Source organism: Novilysobacter antarcticus, assembly GCF_019802285.1.
Taxonomy (GTDB): domain Bacteria; phylum Pseudomonadota; class Gammaproteobacteria; order Xanthomonadales; family Xanthomonadaceae; genus Novilysobacter; species Novilysobacter antarcticus.
Genome location: NZ_JAIEUJ010000001.1, coordinates 125,714 through 145,385, shown reverse-complemented (window position 1 = coordinate 145,385; position 19,672 = coordinate 125,714). Strand labels below are relative to the sequence as shown.

Annotated in this window: 21 protein-coding genes; 11 read left to right on the top strand and 10 right to left on the bottom strand. The window is 66.1% G+C overall.

Translation table 11 applies throughout. From position 1 onward, the window contains the following. Window positions 1-54 precede the first annotated feature (54 nt). From ftsB to KZ491_RS00660, 5 genes are all read right to left on the bottom strand, one after another. Window positions 55-375, bottom strand: coding sequence for a cell division protein FtsB (gene ftsB / locus KZ491_RS00680; protein ID WP_043957447.1), 321 nt, complete (start codon window positions 373-375; stop codon window positions 55-57). Between the two features lie 9 nt (window positions 376-384). Continuing rightward, window positions 385-1,671 carry a phosphopyruvate hydratase gene (gene eno / locus KZ491_RS00675; RefSeq protein WP_222563964.1) on the bottom strand — a complete coding sequence of 429 codons (1,287 nt, stop codon included), beginning with the start codon at window positions 1,669-1,671 and terminating at the stop codon, window positions 385-387. A gap of 18 nt (window positions 1,672-1,689) precedes the next feature. Then, on the bottom strand, window positions 1,690-2,523 hold the full coding sequence (gene kdsA, locus KZ491_RS00670) for a 3-deoxy-8-phosphooctulonate synthase (protein ID WP_222563963.1): 834 nt from the start codon (window positions 2,521-2,523) through the stop codon (window positions 1,690-1,692). Between the two features lie 28 nt (window positions 2,524-2,551). Next, window positions 2,552-4,222: a CTP synthase gene (gene pyrG, locus KZ491_RS00665; protein WP_222563962.1), complete on the bottom strand. Its 1,671-nt coding sequence runs from the start codon at window positions 4,220-4,222 to the stop codon at window positions 2,552-2,554. Between the two features lie 162 nt (window positions 4,223-4,384). Continuing rightward, window positions 4,385-4,681, bottom strand: coding sequence for a hypothetical protein (locus KZ491_RS00660; RefSeq protein WP_222563961.1), 297 nt, complete (start codon window positions 4,679-4,681; stop codon window positions 4,385-4,387). Between the two features lie 308 nt (window positions 4,682-4,989). Between KZ491_RS00660 and parE the strand changes: the two genes are divergently transcribed. Continuing rightward, entirely contained in the window at window positions 4,990-6,909 is a 1,920-nt protein-coding gene (parE, locus tag KZ491_RS00655) for a DNA topoisomerase IV subunit B (protein ID WP_222563960.1), read from the top strand. Window positions 6,910-6,924: 15 nt separating this feature from the next. Here parE and hutG read toward each other — a convergent pair whose 3' ends face one another. Further along, entirely contained in the window at window positions 6,925-7,719 is a 795-nt protein-coding gene (gene hutG / locus KZ491_RS00650; RefSeq protein ID WP_222563959.1) for an N-formylglutamate deformylase, read from the bottom strand. Between the two features lie 166 nt (window positions 7,720-7,885). Then, a complete protein-coding gene (locus KZ491_RS00645; protein ID WP_222563958.1) occupies window positions 7,886-8,365 on the bottom strand; it encodes an FKBP-type peptidyl-prolyl cis-trans isomerase in 480 nt (159 codons plus the stop codon). A gap of 98 nt (window positions 8,366-8,463) precedes the next feature. On the opposite strand from KZ491_RS00645, the gene KZ491_RS00640 reads away from it, so the two are divergent. Then, window positions 8,464-9,012, top strand: coding sequence for a C40 family peptidase (locus tag KZ491_RS00640; RefSeq protein ID WP_425493081.1), 549 nt, complete (start codon window positions 8,464-8,466; stop codon window positions 9,010-9,012). 262 nt (window positions 9,013-9,274) lie between these two features. Further along, entirely contained in the window at window positions 9,275-9,799 is a 525-nt protein-coding gene (locus tag KZ491_RS00635) for a C40 family peptidase (RefSeq protein WP_246606433.1), read from the top strand. Between the two features lie 95 nt (window positions 9,800-9,894). Here the strand turns inward: KZ491_RS00635 and KZ491_RS00630 are convergent, their stop codons facing one another. Continuing rightward, entirely contained in the window at window positions 9,895-10,401 is a 507-nt protein-coding gene (locus KZ491_RS00630; RefSeq protein WP_222563956.1) for an acyl-CoA thioesterase, read from the bottom strand. A 293-nt stretch (window positions 10,402-10,694) separates the two neighbouring features. On the opposite strand from KZ491_RS00630, the gene bla reads away from it, so the two are divergent. Together bla and KZ491_RS00620 are read left to right on the top strand one after the other, a co-directional pair. Next, entirely contained in the window at window positions 10,695-11,564 is an 870-nt protein-coding gene (gene bla, locus KZ491_RS00625) for a subclass B3 metallo-beta-lactamase (RefSeq protein WP_222563955.1), read from the top strand. Continuing rightward, on the top strand, window positions 11,564-12,052 hold the full coding sequence (locus KZ491_RS00620; RefSeq protein WP_222563954.1) for an NUDIX hydrolase: 489 nt from the start codon (window positions 11,564-11,566) through the stop codon (window positions 12,050-12,052). Before bla ends, KZ491_RS00620 begins: the two co-directional genes overlap by 1 nt. Here the strand turns inward: KZ491_RS00620 and KZ491_RS00615 are convergent. After that, window positions 12,037-13,314 carry a dicarboxylate/amino acid:cation symporter gene (locus KZ491_RS00615; protein WP_222563953.1) on the bottom strand — a complete coding sequence of 426 codons (1,278 nt, stop codon included), beginning with the start codon at window positions 13,312-13,314 and terminating at the stop codon, window positions 12,037-12,039. The genes KZ491_RS00620 and KZ491_RS00615 overlap by 16 nt on opposite strands. Before the next feature lie 139 nt (window positions 13,315-13,453). Here KZ491_RS00615 and KZ491_RS00610 point away from each other — a divergent pair, with 139 nt between their 5' ends. Next, window positions 13,454-15,175 carry an alkaline phosphatase gene (locus KZ491_RS00610; protein ID WP_222563952.1) on the top strand — a complete coding sequence of 574 codons (1,722 nt, stop codon included), beginning with the start codon at window positions 13,454-13,456 and terminating at the stop codon, window positions 15,173-15,175. Window positions 15,176-15,182: 7 nt separating this feature from the next. On the opposite strand, the gene KZ491_RS00605 is transcribed toward KZ491_RS00610, so the two are convergent. Beyond that, a complete protein-coding gene (locus KZ491_RS00605) occupies window positions 15,183-15,635 on the bottom strand; it encodes a CopD family protein (protein WP_222563951.1) in 453 nt (150 codons plus the stop codon). Window positions 15,636-15,726: 91 nt separating this feature from the next. Here KZ491_RS00605 and KZ491_RS00600 point away from each other — a divergent pair, with 91 nt between their 5' ends. The 5 genes from KZ491_RS00600 (at window position 15,727) to KZ491_RS00580 (ending at window position 19,627) form a co-directional block, all read left to right on the top strand. After that, on the top strand, window positions 15,727-16,335 hold the full coding sequence (locus KZ491_RS00600) for a class I SAM-dependent DNA methyltransferase (protein WP_222563950.1): 609 nt from the start codon (window positions 15,727-15,729) through the stop codon (window positions 16,333-16,335). Between the two features lie 83 nt (window positions 16,336-16,418). Continuing rightward, window positions 16,419-17,663, top strand: a complete 1,245-nt coding sequence (locus KZ491_RS00595; RefSeq protein ID WP_222564667.1) for a polyhydroxyalkanoate depolymerase — start codon at window positions 16,419-16,421, stop codon at window positions 17,661-17,663. A 97-nt stretch (window positions 17,664-17,760) separates the two neighbouring features. Beyond that, window positions 17,761-18,720 (top strand): peptidylprolyl isomerase, encoded by a 960-nt coding sequence (locus KZ491_RS00590; RefSeq protein WP_222563949.1) that lies wholly within the window; start codon window positions 17,761-17,763, stop codon window positions 18,718-18,720. A gap of 126 nt (window positions 18,721-18,846) precedes the next feature. Beyond that, entirely contained in the window at window positions 18,847-19,152 is a 306-nt protein-coding gene (locus KZ491_RS00585) for a hypothetical protein (RefSeq protein WP_222563948.1), read from the top strand. 4 nt (window positions 19,153-19,156) lie between these two features. After that, the gene (locus tag KZ491_RS00580; protein ID WP_222563947.1) at window positions 19,157-19,627 is read left to right on the top strand and encodes a VOC family protein; all 471 of its coding nucleotides are present in this window, start codon (window positions 19,157-19,159) and stop codon (window positions 19,625-19,627) included. The last annotated feature ends 45 nt before the right edge of the window (window positions 19,628-19,672 follow it).

The window sequence follows — 19,672 nt, the reverse complement described above, 5'->3', positions numbered from 1 at the left end:
TTGGTTCCGCTCACAGGTTCCGCCGCGCGAAATCGTCGGTCTTTTGAAACCCGCTCACTGGGTGACCGGCTCCGGATCCGCAGGCGTCCCCGAATCCGGCTCCACCACGCGGTAGAACGTCTCGCCGGGGCGGATCATGCCGAGCTCACTGCGAGCACGATCCTCCACCGCCGCCTCGCCTGACTTGAGGTCTTCCACTTCGGCAGACAGTGCATCGTTGCGCTGCTGCAGGCCCTCGTTCTCGCGGGCCTGCTGCTGCACGCGCTGCTCCAGCGCGGCGACCGAGTCACGGCCGCCCTCGCCGTCCCACAGGCGGTCTTGCAGGAACACCAGCAGCGCGACGAGCGCTACCAGCAATGCCGCCATCCAGCGCATGCCCGGGTATCAGCCCTGCAGCGACACGAACGCGTCGCGACCGGCATAGGTCGCCACGGCGCCCAGCTGCTCCTCGATGCGCAGCAGCTGGTTGTACTTGGCCACGCGGTCGCTGCGGCACAGCGAACCGGTCTTGATCTGGGTCGCCGTGGTGGCCACCGCGATGTCGGCGATCGTGGTGTCCTCGGTCTCACCGGAACGGTGCGATACCACCGCGGCGTAACCCGCCCGGTCGGCCATGGAAATGGCTTCCAGCGTCTCGGTCAGGGTGCCGATCTGGTTGACCTTGATCAGGATCGCGTTGGCGACGTGTTGATCGATGCCCTGCTGGAAGATCTCCGGGTTGGTCACGAACAGATCGTCGCCGACCAGCTGGACCTTCTTGCCCAGCGCATCGGTCAGCTGCTTCCAGCCATCCCAGTCGCCTTCGTCCATGCCGTCCTCGATGCTGATGATCGGGTACTGCGCGCACCAGCCGGCGAGGAACTCGACGAACTGCTCGGAGGTCAGGCGCTTGCCCTCGCCGGTCAGGTTGTACTTGCCGTTTTCGTAGAACTCGCTGGACGCGACGTCCAGGCCCAGCAGGATGTCGTCGCCGGCCTTGTAGCCCGCCTTGCCGATGGCCTCCAGAATGGTTTCCAGCGCTTCCTCGTTGCTGCGCAGGTCGGGCGCGAAACCGCCCTCATCGCCGACCGAGGTGCTCAGGCCGCGGCCCTTGAGCACCGACTTGAGCGCGTGGAACACCTCGGTGCCGGCGCGCAGGCTCTCGGAGAAGCTCTCGAAGCCCACCGGCAGGATCATGAATTCCTGCAGGTCGACGTTGTTGTCGGCATGCGCACCGCCATTGATGATGTTCATCATCGGCACCGGCAGCACGCCGGGGCGATCGCCGGCCAGGTATTTCCACAGTGGCAGGCGGCGATTGGCGGCCATCGCGTGGGCGTTGGCCATCGACACACCGAGCAAGGCATTCGCGCCCAGACGGCCCTTGTTGCGGGTCCCGTCCAGATCGATCAGGCGGCGATCGATGCCGGCCTGATCGGCCGCGTCCATCCCGACCAGCGCCTTGGCGATGGTGGTGTTGACGTTCTCCACGGCGGTGCGAACGCCTTTACCCAGGTAACGCGTCTTGTCGCCGTCGCGCAGCTCCACCGCTTCCTTGGAGCCGGTGGATGCGCCGGAGGGCACCATCGCACGGCCAAAACTGCCATCGGCAAGGGTGATCTCGGCCTCAAGGGTCGGATTGCCGCGGCTGTCGAGGATTTCGCGGGCGTGGACTTTGGCGATTTCGGTCATGTCGGGTCTGCAGGGCTCTCAGGATTGGGATTCAAGGAAAGGGTGGCGCTTGGTGACTTCATCAATGGCCATCAGCGTCTCCAGCAGCGCGCGCATCTGGCCGAGCGGCCAGGCGTTGGGACCGTCGGAGAGCGCTTCGGCCGGGTTGGGATGGGTTTCCATGAAGATGCCGGAAATGCCCACCGCCATGGCGGCACGCGACAGCACCGGCACGAATTCGCGCTGGCCACCGCTCTTGCCGCCCGCGCCGCCGGGCAACTGCACCGAATGGGTCGCATCAAACACCACCGGACAACCGGTGTCACGCATCACCGCGAGGCTGCGCATGTCGCTGACCAGATTGTTGTAACCGAAGCTGGCGCCGCGCTCGCACACCATGATGTCCTTGTTGCCGGTGGCGAGCGCCTTGTCGGCGACGTGCTTCATCTCCCACGGCGACAGGAACTGGCCCTTCTTGATGTTGACCGGCTTGCCCGCTCTGGCGACCTTCTGGATGAAGTCGGTCTGCCGGCACAGGAACGCCGGCGTCTGCAGCACGTCGACCACCGAGGCGACCTCGTCCATCGGGGTGTATTCGTGGACGTCGGTCAACACCGGCACGCCGATCTGTTTCTTGACCTCGGCCAGCACTTTCAGGCCTTCCTCGATGCCCGGGCCGCGGAAGCCGGACACCGACGTGCGGTTGGCCTTGTCGAAGCTGGACTTGAAGATGAAGGGAACGCCGAGCTCGTCGGTGATCTGCTTCAGCGTGCCGGCGGTGTCGAGCTGGAGCTGCATCGACTCGATCACGCACGGCCCGGCGATCAGGAAGAACGGCCGGTCCAGGCCGATCTCGAAACCACACAAGTTCATTGCACTTCTCCGTACTTGCGCAAGGCGTTCATGCCTCGGCCTCGTCCAGCCGTGCATTCATCTTGCCGTGGGCCGCCTTGTAGTCACGTGCGGCGCGGATGAATCCGACGAACAGCGGATGCCCGTCACGCGGGGTGGACAGGAACTCGGGGTGCGCCTGACAGGCCAGGAACCACGGGTGGACGTCGCGTGGCAGCTCGATCATTTCCACCAGCAGGTCGTCGATGGACTTCGCGCTGATGACCAGCCCCGCGTCCTCGAGCTGTGTGCGGTAGCGGTTATTGAACTCATAGCGGTGGCGATGACGCTCGCCGACCACGTCCTTGCCGTACAGCTCGTGGGCCAGCGTGCCGGGCTTGATCCGCTGCTCCTGCAGGCCCAGGCGCATCGTGCCACCCAGGTCGCTGTCCTCGCTGCGGCGCTCAAGCTCGCCGCTGGCGGTGCGCCACTCGGTGATCAGGCCGACCACGGGATGAGGGGTGGCCTTGTCGTTCTCGGTGCTGTTGGCGTTTTCCAGCCCGGCCACGTTGCGGGCGAACTCGATCACCGCCGCCTGCATGCCGTAGCAGATGCCGAAATACGGGACACCGTTCTCACGCGCGTAGCGGGCACCGGCGATCTTGCCTTCAAAGCCGCGATCGCCGAAGCCTCCGGGTACCAGAACACCGTCGACGCCCTCCAGTGCACTGGCGCCGCGCTTCTCGACGTCGCTGGACTCCAGCCACTTCAAGCGGACCCGGGTGCGCTGGCGCAGGCCGCCGTGCTTGAGCGCTTCGGCGACCGACTTGTACGCATCCTGATGGTCCACGTACTTGCCGATGATCGCGATGGTGACTTCGTCCTCGGGATTCTCCGCCGCATCCACCACCGCGTCCCACTCGCGCATGTCCGCCGGCTTGGCATCAAGGTGCAAACGCTCGACGATCAGCTCGTCCAGACCCTGCTCCTGGAAGCGCGCCGGCATGTCGTAGATGTTCTGCAGGTCAACGGCCGAGATGACCGCACGCTCGGACACGCTGGTGAACAGCGCAATCTTGCGCCGTTCCGAATCCGGCAAGGGCTGCTCGGAGCGGCAAATCAGGATGTCGGGCTGGATGCCGATCGAGCGCAGTTCCTTGACCGAGTGCTGGGTCGGCTTGGTCTTCAGCTCGCCCGCAGCGGCAATGAACGGCACCAGGGTGAGGTGCATGAACAGCGCCTTGTCCGGCCCTCGCTCGGCGCGGATCTGGCGGATCGCCTCCAGGAACGGCAGCGATTCGATATCGCCCACGGTGCCGCCGATCTCAACCAGGCCGACATCGAAGCCGTCGGTGGCGGCAAAGATGCCGCGTTTGATCTCGTCGGTGATGTGCGGAATGACCTGCACCGTGCCACCCAGATAATCGCCACGACGCTCCTTGCGGATGACGTTCTCGTAGATGCGGCCGGTGGTGATGGAGTTCTTGCGGCCCAGACGGGTGCGCACGTAGCGCTCGTAATGGCCCAGGTCCAGGTCGGTCTCGGCGCCGTCATCGGTGACGTACACCTCGCCGTGCTGGAACGGGCTCATCGTGCCGGGGTCGACGTTGATATAGGGGTCGAGCTTCATCATCGTCACGCGCAGACCGCGCGCTTCGAGGATGGCCGCCAGCGAGGCGGCGGCAATGCCCTTGCCGAGCGAGGACACCACGCCACCAGTGACGAAGATCAGGGGAGTCATTGTTTTGCTGCCGCTGGAAAGCGCCAGTTTACCGGCTGCGTGGAATTGCCGCGACCTCTGCCGTTGCGGCCAAGGGTTGGCAGCGTCTGCGAGCATTCGCGGAGCCGGACGAAACGACGCCCCGGCAAGCCGGGGCGTCGTTTACCTCACCACGTGGCGCGATCAGCTGCGCTCGTCTTCCTCTTCAGGCTCGATCGCCTGCTCCTGGGTGGCGGCTTCGGCGCTGAAGTCCGCACGGTCCTGCGCAACGTCGGCACTCTGCTCAGCGGCGTCAGCCTGCTGGGCGGCCGCGGCGGCCTGCGCCTCGGCCTGGATGGCCTGTGCCTCTGCCTGGTCGGCAGCGGCCTGCGCTTGCTGGGCCTGGGCCTGAGCGTCGAGATCGGCGGACTGGGCGAAAGCGGCCGGAGCGGCCATCAGGGCGGCGATCATGGTCGGCAACACAAGCTTGCGGATATTCATCTGGGTGGATCTCCTTAGGATTGGGGTGGGCGGACGGCGATTGCTGTCCTTTCTTGCTGGCCGCTCCCCTAAGCGACGGAAACGACCCTACAGCCGCCAACCCTGCCGAAGACTGAATAACGGGACCTTTATGCGGCCGGATTTCACGCCCCGTTATAGAATCCGGCCGCTCTGAGATGGCCTTCACCGGCGCTTCGTGACGGCCGCCCAATTGGCCTGCCACGCGGTTGCTTCCTTGACCATCGACGGTGCGGCCCGCCATTCTGGCGAGCTGACTGCACCCCCGACCCAACGCGAACCGCTGCCTGATGAACAACCGCTACGACGCCACCGATATCGAAGTCCTCTCCGGGCTGGACCCGGTCAAGCGTCGCCCGGGCATGTACACCGACACCACCCGGCCCAACCATCTGGCTCAGGAGGTCATCGACAACGCGGTGGACGAGGCACTGGCCGGGCACGCGAAGACCATCGAAGTGGTCATGCACGCCGACGGCAGCTGCGAGGTCAGCGACGACGGACGCGGCATGCCGGTGGACATCCACCCCGAGGAAGGTGTTCCCGGAGTGGAGTTGATCCTTACCCGCCTGCACGCGGGCGGTAAGTTCAGCAACAAGAACTACACCTTCTCCGGCGGACTGCACGGCGTGGGGGTCAGTGTGGTCAATGCCCTGTCAACGCGGCTGGATGTCTATATCAAGCGCGACGGCGCCGAGCAGCGGATGAGTTTCGCCGACGGCGAGCGGGTCTCGGAGTTGGAGACGGTTGGCAGCGTCGGTCGCCGCAACACCGGCACCCGCCTGCACTTCTGGCCCGATCCCAAATACTTCGATACTCCCAAGTTCAACCTGCGCGGCCTCAAGCACCTGCTGCGCGCCAAGGCGGTGCTGTGTCCGGGCCTGACCGTGAAGCTGCTGGACGTGGCCACCGATGAGCGCATCGAGTGGCACTACGCCGACGGCCTGAGCGATTACCTGCTAGACGAGTTGCGCGCCGACCAGCCCGCGCGCGAACTGCTTCCTCCCGAGCTGTTCGTCGGCAAGCTGGAGAAGGATTCGGAGACGGTCGACTGGGCGGTGGCCTGGGCGCCGGACGGCGAACTGGTCCAGGAAAGCTACGTCAACCTGATCCCGACCGCGCAGCACGGCACCCACGTCAACGGCCTGCGCAGCGGCTTCACCGATGCATTGCGCGCGTTCTGCGACTTCCGCAGTCTGCTCCCGCGCGGGGTCAAGCTCGCACCGGAAGATGTCTGGGACCGGGTCGCCTTCGTGCTCAGCGTCAAGTTGCTGGATCCGCAGTTCAGCGGCCAGACCAAGGAGCGCCTGAGCTCACGCCAGACCGCGGGCTTCGTGGAGGCTGCCGCGCAGGATGCCTTCACCCTGTGGCTCAACCAGAACGTCGAATTGGGCGAGCGGATCGCCCAGCTGGCCATCGAGCGTGCCAGCGCCCGGTTGAAGACCGAAAAGCAGATCACCCGCAAGAAGGTCACCCAGGGCCCCGCCTTGCCCGGCAAGCTGGCCGACTGCATCAGCCAGGACCTCTCGCGCACCGAGCTGTTCCTGGTCGAGGGCGACTCGGCCGGCGGCAGCGCCCGCCAGGCGCGGGACAAGGACTTCCAGGCCATCCTGCCCCTGCGCGGCAAGATCCTGAACACCTGGGAGGTCGCTTCCGGCAGCGTGCTGGCTTCGCAGGAAGTGCACGACATCGCCGTGGCGATCGGTTGCGATCCCGGCAAGGACGACCTCAGCGGGCTGCGCTACGGCAAGGTGGTGATCCTGGCCGACGCGGACTCCGACGGCCTGCACATCGCCACGCTGCTGTGCGCGCTGTTCCTCCAGCATTTCCCCGCGTTGGTCGCAGCCGGGCATGTGTTCGTGGCGATGCCGCCGCTGTTCCGGGTAGACCTGGGCAAGCAGGTGTTCTACGCCCTGGACGAGGAGGAAAAGCGGATCCTGCTGGAGAAGATCGAACGCGAGAAAGCCGAGCGCAAGAAAGGCTCTGCCGGCACCGTCAACGTCACCCGCTTCAAGGGCCTGGGCGAGATGAATCCGTCGCAGCTGCGCGAATCAACCATCCATCCCGACACCCGCCGACTGGTCCAGCTCACCGTCGAGGATGGCACGCAGACCCACGCGCTGATGGACATGTTGTTGGCGCGCAAGCGCGCCGGCGACCGCAAGGCCTGGCTGGAAGACAAGGGCGATCTGGCGACGTTGGAAGTCTAGGCTGCAAACAGACGATCAGCGCTGGCCAACCGTTGCCAGCGCATTGCCGAGCAGGTTGTCGAGCAGGCGTTGCAGGCGCGAGGCGCGCTCGGGGAGGTAACGCGTGGACTCCTCGTCCATATAGCAGCGCTGGCTGATCTCCAGCTGCACTGCGTTCACGCCCTGGTCGGGCGCGCCGTAGTGGCGGGTGATGTAGCCGCCCTTGAAGCGGCCGTTCGCGACCCAGTCGTATTCATTCTGCTCGCCCAGCACCGCCTCCAGCCCGAGTTGGACCTGCGGCGAGCAACTGGCGCCATCGGCAGTGCCCAGATTGAGGTCGGGCAGCCGGCCGGGGAACAGGAACGGCAACTCGCTGCCGCGGATCGAATGGCCCTCCCACAGAAGCGCCCGGCCGTGCGCCGACACCAGCCGCTCGAGCTCGGCTCGCAGGGCGTCGTGGTAGGGCTGCCAGTAGCGCCGGACGCGATCGACGATCTCCGCCCGGGTCGGCGCCGCGCCATCCAGATACACCGGCTCACCGTTGAAACGCACGGCCGGACACAGGCCGGTGGTGTTCTGCCCCGGATACAGGGAGACGTCATCGGAGGGACGGTTCAGGTCGACGACGTAGCGCGAGTAGCGTGGCACCAGCACCGATGCGCCCAACTGGCGGGCGAAGGCATACAGGCGGGACACATGCCAGTCGGTGTCGGGCGCAGTGCGCGCGCCGTGCGTCATGCGCTCGGCCAGCTCCTCAGGGATGCGGCTGCCGTCGTGGGGCAGGCTGACCAGCAGCGCCGTGGTGCCGCGATGCAGTTCGAAGGTGTCCATGGCCGCCATTGTAGGCGGCGACCGCAAAACCGGCACGCAGAGGTACCGGCCTTAGGCAGCGCTCGTGCCCATCGGCAAGGCTGACTTGCCGATGGGCAATGCCGCGTGGACGGCAAGTGGATGGAGGACCCGCGTATCGATCTGGCCCTCACGTATCGCCCCCGGATCAGTGCTGGTGGCCACCGTCGCCGTGCACGTGGCCGTGCTCGATCTCCTCGGCCTGCGCCTCGCGGACATCGACGATCTCGATGTTGAAGCTGAGATCCTTGCCCGCCATCGGGTGGTTGAGGTCGACGTCAACCACGCTCATGCCGACCTTCTGCACCGTCACCGGACGCGGGCCGAACTTTGTCTGCAAGGTGACCTGCATGCCCGGGGCAAGACGGGTGCCCTTGAAGTACTTCTTCGGCACACGTTGCACCATGCCTTCCTGCACTTCGCCGTAGGCGTCGGCGGCACTGACGTCGGCGGTGATCTTGTCGCCCGCCTCGTGGCCTTCCATCGCCTTTTCCAGGCCCGGGATGATGTTGCCGTGGCCTACGAGGATCACCAGCGGCTCGCGGCCTTCGGAGGTTTCGATCACCTCGCTGCCCTGCTCGGCAACGGAGTAATGGAAGCTGACGACGCGGTCTTTCTCGATTTTCATGGCGGTACTCGGTGGGAGGCAGGACGAAAGGCAGGTTGCCGTCAACGGGAGAAGCAGGGAAGCTATGTGCCGTGACGAAAGCCGCGCATTATCCCGGCATCACCGCCTACGCGCCAGCAGCCATCCTGCGGGCACCTCGGCGGTGGCTGCTGCTCCTTGCCCTCGCCAGCGTGCTGGCGGGTTGCGGCGGTGGCGGCAAATCGGTGCGCTCCAACGTGGCCACACCAGTACCGAGCCGTGACTGGGGGCGCAACGCACCGGCCGATCCGGGTGCGTCCAATTCGGTGCTGATGCGGGCGATCAGCCTGGTCGGAACACCGTACCGCTACGGCGGCAACACACCGCAGTCGGGCTTTGACTGCAGCGGCCTGGTCAACTACGTCTACGACGACATGCTGCGTAAGAAGCTGCCGCGCTCGTCGAGCGCGCTGGCTGCCTACCAAGGGGAGAAGATCACGCCGCGCCAGCTCACGGCAGGCGACCTGGTGTTTTTTGGCAGCGGCGGGCAGGTGAGCCACGTGGGCATCTATGTCGGCGACGGACGGTTCGTGCACGCGCCGAGCAGCGGTGGCACTGTCCGTCTGGATCATCTTGACGGCGCCTACTGGCGTGACCACTACACCGGCGCCAAGCGCGTGATTGAATGAACTGAATGCGCAGTTTTCGCATTTCCTTCACGCCATCTAACGAAATTTTTACGAAATATAAACGTCACGGCAGCGTTTGCGGTGCATGATCGGCCCGTCCTGTTTCAGTGATGACCGCGTGACGACACTCTTATCAAGCCGCCCAGCGCGCACCACCGCCCCCTCCGCCCGACGTCGGCCGGCAGGTATTTCCCTCTTCCTTGCAGCACTGCTGGCGCTTCCCGCGCTGCCAGCGCTGGCGACACAGTCCACCGAGGCGCCCATGCCTTCGATGGCCGACATGCCGGTGATGATGCCGGATGCGATGAGCATGCCGGACCGGGCCCTGAGCCTGGCCAGCGACATCAGCGGCATGTTGGCTTCAGGCAAGGCAGCTGCGGTCGCCGAGGACTACACCCCGCCCGACAACAGCGCACGAAACATCCTGCAGCGCGCCCTGACCTTGCTGGGAACCCCGTACCGCTGGGGTGGCAACACTCCCGACAAGGGCTTTGATTGCAGCGGCCTGGTCAGCTACGTGTTCCGCAATGCCATGGGCATCGACCTGCCGCGGGTATCGCGCGAGCAGGCCAACTCCGGTGAGCTGGTTGCCAGCAAAACCGAACTCGCCGAGGGCGACCTGGTGTTCTTCGGCCGCAAGGGCCGGATCGACCACGTCGGCATCTACGTTGGTGAAGGCCGTTTCGTGCATGCCCCAAGCACCGGCAAGGACGTGATGGTCTCCAGCCTGGAAAAGGGCTACTGGAGCGGCAAGTACATGCAGGCGCGTCGCCTGGCCGGCAGCTGATACGCCGAACCGCCGCGAATGCGCAGAATCAGCCGCCTCCGGGCGGCTGAGTCGTTTCCGGGATCCGCAGTTTGCTGAACGACCTGACGCTCAGCTTAGGCGTCGTGGTCGTGAGCGTCATGCGCTTGCCGATAGCGCTCCACGGTCTGCTCGATCCCCTTGCTCAGCTCCATCACCTGCTGCGCGTACTCGGCCAACTCGCGGTCGTCCTCGCTGACGGGCTCCCAGGCAGGAACGGGGGTCGGCTTGCCCTCCACACCGTCGAGCGCGACAAACACGATCACGCAGTGCGTGCACAGACGAGGCTCACCGCCCATCGGATCGCGGGCGGCCACCTCCACTGAGAAGTGCATGCTGCTGGTACCGGTGTGGACGAGCTTGGTGCGCACCGTCACCAGGTCACTGATCCGGATCGGCGCCATGAAGCGGATCCCGCCCACGGCGACGGTCACGCTGTAGGTACCGCTCCAGCCGACCGCGGCCGCATAACCGGCCTGGTCTATCCACTTCATCACCACGCCACCGTGCACCTTGCCGCCGTAGTTCACATCGGCCGGTTCGGCGAGGAAGCGCAGGGTCAGCTCGCGCTGCCTGCCAATCACGCCAGAACCCGGCGGATGGCCACTGGTCGCGGCTGGAGCCGGGGACGGGCCAGAGCAATTGAAACGCGCGCGGTCGCGAGCATGGGGCACTCCTCAATCTGATCGATCGGCAATTATGCGCAGCTTGTCCGCACATGCGCTCCGCCCCCGGTGCAGGCTGGCAACCCGGTGCCGGCGCCGTAACCAGCGTGCGTGGAGCATCCCGGGGTATCCACCGACAGACGGGGCTCAGCATGGACTTGCGCGGTTCAGTCATCGACACTGCCCCACTCCCGCCGCTGCCAGATTCCACCATGCCCCTGCTTCGTCCGCTTGTGCTTGCCTGCGCCGCACTGTCGATCGCTTCTGCGTTTGCCGCCGCGCCGGTGTTGCCTCAGGCCACCGGCTACCAGACCCGCGAGGCATGGCGGCAACCGGTGACCCCGTTCCGGATCGCCGACGACACGTGGTATATCGGCACCGAGGGGCTGAGTGCGCTGCTGGTCGTCACGCCTGGCGGGGCGGTAGTGATCGATGGCGGCGTCGCCCAGGCGGCGGACATGTTGCTGGACAACATCGCCGCCACCGGCACCCCGATCGAGTCGGTCAAGCTGATCCTGCACAGTCATGCCCACGCCGACCACGTCGGCCCGCTGGCCGCGCTCAAGCGCGCCACCGGCGCCATGCTGGTCAGCAACGCCGAGTCCGCGGTGCTGCTCGCGCGCGGCGGCAGCGACGACATCCACTACGGCGACCAGATCCTGTTCCCGCCGGTGCAGGTCGACCGGCTGCTGCAGGATCGCGAGAGCGTCCAGTTGGGTGCCACCCTGTTCACCGTCCACTTCACCCCGGCGCATACTCCCGGCTCGATGAGCTGGACCTGGACCGACACCCGCGACGGCAAGCCCTTGAAGATCGCCTACGCCGACAGTCTCAGTGCACCGGACTACCGGTTGCTCGACAACCCGCGCTTTCCGCGCATAGCGGAGGCCTACCAGCAAGGGTTCGCCACCGTGGCTAATCTGCCGTGCGACCTGCTGATCGCCCCGCATCCCGAAGGGGTGGGCTGGGCGCCTGCGGACACCGACAACCCCCATCCCCGGCCAATGAAATGCCGCGAGTACGCCGCCGAAGCGCAGCAGGCCTTCGAGCGGGAAATGGCGAAACAGCAGGCCGCCCGCTGATGCCGTACACGCCGATCGCCGCCACCCTGGGGTACGTGCTTTCCCACGACGGACGCGAGGTGCTGCTGATCCATCGCAATGCTCGCGCCGACGACCAGCACCTGGGCAAGTACAACGGCCTGGGCGGCAAGCTGGAAAGCGGCGAGGACATCGCCGCCGGCATGCGTCGGGAGATATTCGAGGAGGCCGGCATCCAGTGCGAGGAGATGCAGCTGCGCGGCACCATCAACTGGCCCGGGTTCGGTAAACAGGGCGAGGACTGGCTGGGCTTCGTGTTCCTGATTACCCGCTACAGCGGCACCGCGTTCACCGAAAACCATGAAGGCAGTCTGGAGTGGGTGCCGCTGGACCGCCTGCACGAGGTACCGATGTGGGAGGGTGACCGCGAGTTCCTGCCGATGGTTTTCGACGACAACCCGCAGCCTTTCCACGGCGTCATGCCCTACAAGGACGGCCGGCTGGTGTCGTGGAGCTACTCGCGGGGCTGATCGCCTTCGAGCATGCCGATATTGGTCGAGGCGCGGTTGTAGACCTCCATGTCGAGCATGCCGGTCTCCCTGGCCACCAGCACCGGCACCACCATCTGCCCGGTGACATTGGTCATCGTGCGGGCCATGTCCAGCACGCGATCGATCGCGACCAGATAGCCGATACCTTCCAGCGGCAGGCCAGCGGCCGACAGCACCAGGGTCACCATCACGATCGCCGTTCCCGGGACGCCGGCGGTGCCGAAACTGCCCAGGACCGAAGCCAGCATGATCACCAGGTACTGTGTCGGTTCCAGCTGCAGGTCGAAGTACTGGGCCACGAACAGACTGGTCAGGGCCGGGTAGATCGCCCCGCAACCGTCCATCTTGATGCTCGCTCCCAGCGGCACCGAGAACGCGGTGTAATCCTTGTCCACGCCGAGGTTGTGGGTCACCGCGCGCATCGCCGCCGGCATCGAGGCGAAACTCGATGAACTTACGAACGCGACCTGCATCGCCGGGGCGGCGCCGCGGAAGAAGCGCAGCGGATTGAGCCCGTGACCGAGCAGCAGGCCGCCGTAGACGAACACGATATGCAGCGCGCAGGCCAGGTACAGCGCAAAGACGAACATCCCCAGCGGCAGCAGCTTCTCGAAGCCGTAGGTGCCCACCAGCGCGGCGATCAGGCCGAAGGTCCCCAGCGGCGTCATCTCCAGCACGAAGCGGGTAACCTGGATCATCGTCTCGCTGGCTTCACCGGCCAGTTTGCGCAGTCCCGTGGTGCGTTCGCCCAGCTTGACCAGCGCGAACCCGACAAGCCCGGCGAACACGATGACCTGGAGGATCTTGCCCTCAGCCAGCGCGGCAAACGGGTTGCCGGGCACCACATCCAGCAGGACCTCGACCACCGAGGGCACGACCCGCACCTCGTAGTCGGCAGCCACCGTGAGCCCGGTGACGCCCGCACCGGGCTGCAGCACCCAACCAACGCCCAGCCCCACGCAGACGGCCAACGCAGCGGTCGCGGCAAACCATGCGAACGTGCGCCCACCCAGCGCAGCGACTGATTTCTGCCCGTGCAGGGACGCTACCGCGTTGATGACCGCAAACAGCACCAAAGGCACTGCGATCATCCGGATCAGGGTCACATAGACCGTGCCCAAGGGTCCGAACCAGGTTTCCGCGGCCGGGCCCAGGAGCCACCCAGCGAGTGCGCCGAACACAAAGCCCGCGAACACGCGCTTCCAGAAGGGAATCGACAGCCACCAGGAAACCATCGTCATCGCATTGCCAATAAAAGGTCGAATCGAACGATAGCGGAGCCGACGGCCACCTGCGAACACACCAGCAAGACGTACCGGCACGGCTCGCGCAACAGTTGCGGCCATAATGGAGCGTTCCGAAACTCCCGGTCACCACTCCATGCACAACAACGTCCCGCTGCGAACCGCCTGCCTCCTCATCGCCCCGGCCCTTCTGGTTGCCGCGTGCGCGACCACGCCGCCGCCGGGCGCACCGGGACTGACGCATGCCGCAACCCATGCGGTGACGGTGACGGTGCCGACGATCCAACGGCCGCAGGAAGAGAGCGCGCAGTGGTGGTTCCGCGACGGCGCCGCTCAGGCTGCCGAGCGCGGCGCGATGGGCGGTCAGGCGAAGAACGTGATCCTGTTCGTCGGCGACGGCATGAGCCTGCCCACGGTCGCGGCCGCACGGATCCTGGATGGCCAGCGCAAGGGCGGCGCGGGCGAGGACAACCGCCTGAGCTGGGAACACTTCCCGGCCACCGCTTTGAGCCGGACCTACAACACCGATATGCAGACCCCCGACTCCGCCGGCACGATGAGCGCGATGGCGACCGGGGTCAAGACCCGTGCAGGAGTGATCAGCATCGGCCAGTCCGCGGACTACGGCGACTGCAAGGGCGCCCTCGATGCCCCGATGATCACCCTGTGGCAGCTCGCGGCGGGCAGCGGGATGGCGACCGGGGTGGTCACCACCACGCGTGTAACCCACGCCACACCCGCAGCCACCTTCAGCCACTCCGCCAATCGTGGGTGGGAGTCGGATTCGGCCATGCCTGCCGAGGCGCTGGCCGCAGGGTGCGTCGACATTGCCCGCCAGTTGATCGAATCCCCCTACGGCAACGGCCCGGACGTATTGATGGGCGGTGGCAGGACCAACTTCATGCCCTCCACGCAGAGCGATCCCGAATATCCGGAGGAGTCAGGCCGACGCGTCGACGGCCGGGACCTGATCGCCAGTTGGAAGCAGCGCCGCCCGGATGGCAGTTACGTCTGGAACGCGGAGCAGTTTGCCGCCGCGCCGACCCACAAACCGCTGCTGGGCCTGTTTGAGCCCAGCCACATGCAATACGAGCACGACCGCCCCGGCGACCCGGCGGGCGAACCCAGCCTGTCGGAGATGACCGCAGCCGCGATCACCCGCCTGTCCCGTAATCCGAACGGCTTCGTACTGCTGGTGGAAGGCGGGCGCATCGACCACGCCCACCACGAGGGCAACGCCTACCGCGCGCTGACCGACACCATCGCGATGGCCGAGGCGGTGGAGGTCGCCGACCGGCTCACCTCCGCCGACGACACCCTGATCCTGGTCACGGCCGACCATGCGCACACGCTCAGCTTTGTCGGCTACCCGGCCCGCGGCAACCCGATCCTGGACAAGGTCCGCGAGGACAAGAACGGCAAGCGCGTGCTGGCGCGTGACGCCCGTGACATGCCCTACACCACGCTGAGCTACGCCAATGGCCCGGGCTACACGGGTGCCAGCGATACCCAGCCCGCAGGCCCGAAGAACTTTCCGCACAACACCAAGGACTACCAGCCGGCCGGAGGGCGCCCCGACCTGAGCTTGGTGGACACCATGGCACCGGATTACATGCAGGAAGCGCTGGTCCCCGCGACCGCGGAGTCGCACGGCGGCGACGACGTGGGCATTTGGGCACGCGGCCCGGGCAGCGCCGCGGTGCGGGGCAGCGTCGAGCAGAACGCGATCTTCCATTTCATGCTGCAGTCCACGCCCTACCTGCGTGCAGCGGTGTGCGCGGCGGGGGCCTGTAATGACGACGGCGTGCCGGTGACGTTGCCGGTGCAGGACCGGTTCAAGGCCAGCGCGGACGGCTGAGCCGCGCTTAGAAAGGCTTTGCCAGGACCAGCCAGACGATCACCACCAGCCCCAGCACGGGAATTTCGTTGAACCAGCGCAGCGCCTTGGACGAGGGCAGCGACCGCCCTGCCAGCACGCCCTTCAGCCAGCGCCCGCTGAAGATGTAATAGGCAAACAACACGGCCACCAGCAGCAGCTTGGCGTGCAGCCAGCCGGTTCCCGACGCCACCATGGTCGGGTAGTCCGGCAGGAACCGGTAGCCCAGCCACAGCACGATGCCCAGCACCAGGGACAAGCCGAACATGATGTGTCCGAACCGGTACAGGCGCTGGCCCATCAGCCCCAGACGCGCACGCACCGCCGGCTCTTCGCCGGCCTCGGCCAGGTTGACCAGGATCCGCGGCAGGTAGAACACCGCCGCCATCCAGGCAATCACGAAAACGAGATGGAAGGTCTTGGTCCAGATATAGGCGTTCATGCGGCAGGCGGATCCTTGGCTGACGGGTTCGCGCGCTAGGATGGCACGCCGCGCGCCACCCGTGCGCCCCTACTCCCCTGCAGCGATCACCATGACCAAACAATACGACCAGGCCTATTTTGACCAGTGGTACCGCGACCCGGCGATGCGTGGCGCGGCGATCGGTGGCCCGGCGAGACTGGCGCGCAAGGTCGCCCTTGCGGTGGCGACCGCTGAATACCACCTCGAGCGGCCGATCCGCAGCGTGCTCGACATCGGTTGCGGCGAGGGAGCGTGGCGTGCCCCGCTGATGAAGCTGCGACCGAAGATCGACTACCTGGGTTTTGACAGCAGCGAATACGCTGTTACCCGCTTCGGCGCACGTCGCAACCTGCACCTGGCGCGTTTTGGCGATTTCGAGTACCTGCGACCGTGCGGCCCCGTGGACCTTCTGGTCTGCAGCGACGTGCTGCACTATCTGCCCACGCGTGAGCTGGACCGCGGGCTGCCGGCGCTGGCGGACCTCTGCGGAGGGGTCGCGTTCCTGGAGACCTTCACCCGCAGCGACGGCATCGATGGGGATACAGTCGGCTTCCAGGCCCGCCCGGCCAGGTTCTACCGGGACCGCTTCGCCCGCATCGGCCTGCATCCGCTGGGATCCCACCTGTGGCTGGGACCCGGGCTGAGGGCCGGATTGGCTGCGCTGGAGGCGGTCGACTGAGCGCACCGCGACATTGATTCACGTAGCGATGCGGCGTTTCCGTTACGCTGCGACGCACCAATTTTCTGCCAAGGCTTCACATGCTGCTTTACCAGATGCACGAGTTCAACCGCGCGTGGATGGCGCCGATGACCTATTGGGCTGACGCGGCCGCGAAAATTTTTGGCGGCTCCAACACCTGGCTCGGCAAGCTGCCCGGCGCCGACCAGTTCGCGGCCGCCTGCGAGCTGATGTACCGCATCGGCAAGGACTACGAGAAACCCGAGTTCGGCATCCATTCCATCGAGTTTGATGGCGTAGACCATCCGGTGATCGAGCGCGAGATGGTGCACAAGCCGTTCTGCCGGTTGCTGCGCTTCAAGCGCTACACCGACGACGCCGGCAACCTCACCGAAATGCGCGGCCAGCCGCCGGTCCTCGTAGTCGCCCCGCTGTCGGGTCACCACAGCACCTTGCTGCGCGACACGGTGCGCACGATGCTGCGCGACCACAAGGTGTACATCACCGACTGGACCGACGCGCGCATGATCCCGGTCAGCGAGGGCGAGTTCACCCTGGACGACTACATCGCCTACATCCAGGAGTTCATCCGTTTCATCGGCGCCGACAACCTGCACGTGGTCAGCGTTTGCCAGCCGACGGTCCCGGTACTCGCGGCGGTTTCGCTGATGGCCTCGCGCGGTGAGCAGACCCCGCGCTCGATGGTGATGATGGGCGGGCCGATCGACACCCGCGAAAGCCCCACCCAGGTCAATGACCTGGCCACGCACAAGCCGCTTTCGTGGTTCAGCGAAAACCTGATTCATGAGGTGCCGCACAACTACCCCGGCCGCGGCCGCAAGGTGTATCCGGGCTTTCTCCAGCACAGCGGATTCATGGCCATGAATCCCGAGCGCCACGCGCAGTCGCACATGAAGTTCTACCAGGACGTGCTCAACGGCGACCTGGACGACGCCCAGTCGCACCGCACGTTCTACGACGACTACAACGCAGTACTCGACATGCCGGCCGCCTACTATCTGGACACGATCAAGACCGTGTTCCAGGACCATCTGTTGCCGCGTGGCCTGTGGGACGTCGCTGGCGAGCGCGTCAATCCGGCCGCCATCACCGGCACGGCGCTGATGACCATCGAGGGTGAGCTGGACGATATTTCCGGGCCGGGCCAGACCCGTGCGGCGCATGATCTGTGCACCGGCATTGCCGAAGCCGACCACCTCCACACCACCATCGAGGGCGCCGGCCACTACGGCATCTTCAGCGGTCGCCGCTGGCGCGGGCAGGTGTATCCGCAGCTGCGCGACTTCATCGCCAGGTACGCCGACTGAGGCAAGGGGCGAAGCCGGCGACGCGGCATTGGCGGTTGCATCGGGCTTCCCCCAGAATCGGGCGACCTTCCGAACGCTTGCCGAGCTGGAGCCGCCCTTGCCAACCCCGCGCCTGCTGTCGACCAAGTTGCTGTCCTGCGCCTTGCTGAGCGTCTCGCTGGCTTTGCCGTCGGCCCGCGCGGCAGATTCGCCCAACCCAGCCACCTCCGAGGCGCCGGTAAAGGCCCTATCGGTCAGCGAAATTCTCGCCGCCTCCCCGGACGCGGACTGGCGCACGCCGGATCCCGCCGACACCCTGTACATGGATCTGGCCGGCGGACGCGTGGTGATCGAACTGGCTCCGGGCTTCGCTCCCGAGCACGTGGCCAACATCCGCGCCCTCGCCCGCGATCACTTCTGGGACGGTCTGAGCATCTACCGCGCACAGGACAATTTCGTCGTCCAGTTTGGCGACCCGGAAGCCGGGGAAGCTGGGGCACGTTCGCTGGGGCGTGCGCGCACGCAGCTTCCGGCGGAGTTTGAACGAGCCGCCGCCGGGTTGTCGTTCACCCAACTCCCCGACCCCGATGGCTGGGCCCCACACGTCGGGTTTGTCGACGGCTTCCCTGCAGCGCAGGACCCCGCCAGCGGTAAAGCCTGGATGACGCACTGCTACGGCACGCTCGGTGCGGGGCGGGACACGGCCGCCGATTCCAGCAACGGCGCCGAGCTGTACGTCGTCATTGGCCAGTCGCCGCGACAGCTGGATCGCAACATCACCCTGGTCGGCCGGGTCGTACGTGGCATGGAGTTGCTGTCGGCTACGCCGCGCGGCCCCGAGCCGATGGGGGTCTACGAGGACGCCGCGGATCGCACGCCGATCAAGGCAGTCCTACTGGCGAGCGAAGTACCACCCGCGCAGCGCGAGCGCCTGCAGTTGCTGCGGACCGACAGCCCCACGTTTGCGGCGGTGACCGAAGCGCGCCGCAACCGGCGCGATGACTGGTACAAGTCCAGCGCCGGTCACATCGATCTGTGCAATATCCCCCTGCCCGTACGCGATACACCCACGCGCTGAGCGTGCCGCCGCGTCTGCACGGCTTCGGCATCGGATGAATGGCAAACGCAGGTGGCGCCGCTCCGTCACGTGCTTTTGCGCGCGCGCTGCCTAGCCTGAGCCCACCTTCCCCACAAGGTTCATTCCATGCCACAGCTACGCATCCGGATTACCGGCAGTGACGATGCCAGTCGGGCCATCCGCGACCTGTTGACCAGCCTTCCCGGTATCGAGCGGGTCGAGGAAATCGTCGACCTCATGCCGCATATGGACGACCCCGATTCCAGCTCCGCCGGCCTGTATGAAGACAACGGTCCGGGCATGCACGTCATCGAGGTCGAGGCCCCCGACGATGCCGCCGCCGAGCGCGTGCGTGAAACAGTCGAAGCCCTCGCATTCAAGCTGGACGTCCTCGCGGAATTCGAAGACGACGAGTCCGACGTCCGGGAGTAGCCCCATGCCCAACAGCACGATCATCCCGTGCCTGCAGTACCGCAACGCCCACGTCGCTATCGACTGGCTGTGTGAAGCGTTCGGCTTCGAGCGCCTGACCGTCCACGCCGACGAGCGCATCGTCCACCATGCGCAGCTCGTCCTGGAAGGCGGCATGGTGATGCTGGGCTCGGCCAGAGATGAACTGGTGCCGGAAAAGGTTCCCGACCGGTGGCAGCGTCGCATCGTCCAACCCGACCAGATCAACGGCCGCGAGACGCAGACCACCTGCGTGATCGTGCCCGACCCGGATGCCCATTACGCCCGCGCGGTCGCGGCAGGTGCCGAAATCATCCGTGATATCGCCGACCAGGAATACGGTGGCCGTGGCTACGGTTGCCTCGATATCGAGGGCCACATGTGGTGGTTCGCCAGCTATGACCCGTGGCAATCGAGTCCTGCGTCCAGCGAGGACGCCGCCCGCAACGCCCACTAGGCGCGGGGCCTGCCCTGACCATCCGTGCCCATCGTCAATGAGCGC

Bases quoted from the DNA above. Each gene is read 5' to 3' on its own strand.
- ftsB (WP_043957447.1), bottom strand. From the start codon at position 375: ATGCGCTGGATGGCGGCATTGCTGGTAGCGCTCGTCGCGCTGCTGGTG.
- eno (WP_222563964.1), bottom strand. From the start codon at position 1,671: ATGACCGAAATCGCCAAAGTCCACGCCCGCGAAATCCTCGACAGCCGC.
- kdsA (WP_222563963.1), bottom strand. From the start codon at position 2,523: ATGAACTTGTGTGGTTTCGAGATCGGCCTGGACCGGCCGTTCTTCCTG.
- pyrG (WP_222563962.1), bottom strand. From the start codon at position 4,222: ATGACTCCCCTGATCTTCGTCACTGGTGGCGTGGTGTCCTCGCTCGGC.
- KZ491_RS00660 (WP_222563961.1), bottom strand. From the start codon at position 4,681: ATGAATATCCGCAAGCTTGTGTTGCCGACCATGATCGCCGCCCTGATG.
- parE (WP_222563960.1), top strand. From the start codon at position 4,990: ATGAACAACCGCTACGACGCCACCGATATCGAAGTCCTCTCCGGGCTG.
- hutG (WP_222563959.1), bottom strand. From the start codon at position 7,719: ATGGACACCTTCGAACTGCATCGCGGCACCACGGCGCTGCTGGTCAGC.
- KZ491_RS00645 (WP_222563958.1), bottom strand. From the start codon at position 8,365: ATGAAAATCGAGAAAGACCGCGTCGTCAGCTTCCATTACTCCGTTGCC.
- KZ491_RS00635 (WP_246606433.1), top strand. From the start codon at position 9,275: ATGCCTTCGATGGCCGACATGCCGGTGATGATGCCGGATGCGATGAGC.
- bla (WP_222563955.1), top strand. From the start codon at position 10,695: ATGCCCCTGCTTCGTCCGCTTGTGCTTGCCTGCGCCGCACTGTCGATC.
- KZ491_RS00620 (WP_222563954.1), top strand. From the start codon at position 11,564: ATGCCGTACACGCCGATCGCCGCCACCCTGGGGTACGTGCTTTCCCAC.
- KZ491_RS00615 (WP_222563953.1), bottom strand. From the start codon at position 13,314: ATGACGATGGTTTCCTGGTGGCTGTCGATTCCCTTCTGGAAGCGCGTG.
- KZ491_RS00610 (WP_222563952.1), top strand. From the start codon at position 13,454: ATGCACAACAACGTCCCGCTGCGAACCGCCTGCCTCCTCATCGCCCCG.
- KZ491_RS00605 (WP_222563951.1), bottom strand. From the start codon at position 15,635: ATGAACGCCTATATCTGGACCAAGACCTTCCATCTCGTTTTCGTGATT.
- KZ491_RS00600 (WP_222563950.1), top strand. From the start codon at position 15,727: ATGACCAAACAATACGACCAGGCCTATTTTGACCAGTGGTACCGCGAC.
- KZ491_RS00585 (WP_222563948.1), top strand. From the start codon at position 18,847: ATGCCACAGCTACGCATCCGGATTACCGGCAGTGACGATGCCAGTCGG.
- KZ491_RS00580 (WP_222563947.1), top strand. From the start codon at position 19,157: ATGCCCAACAGCACGATCATCCCGTGCCTGCAGTACCGCAACGCCCAC.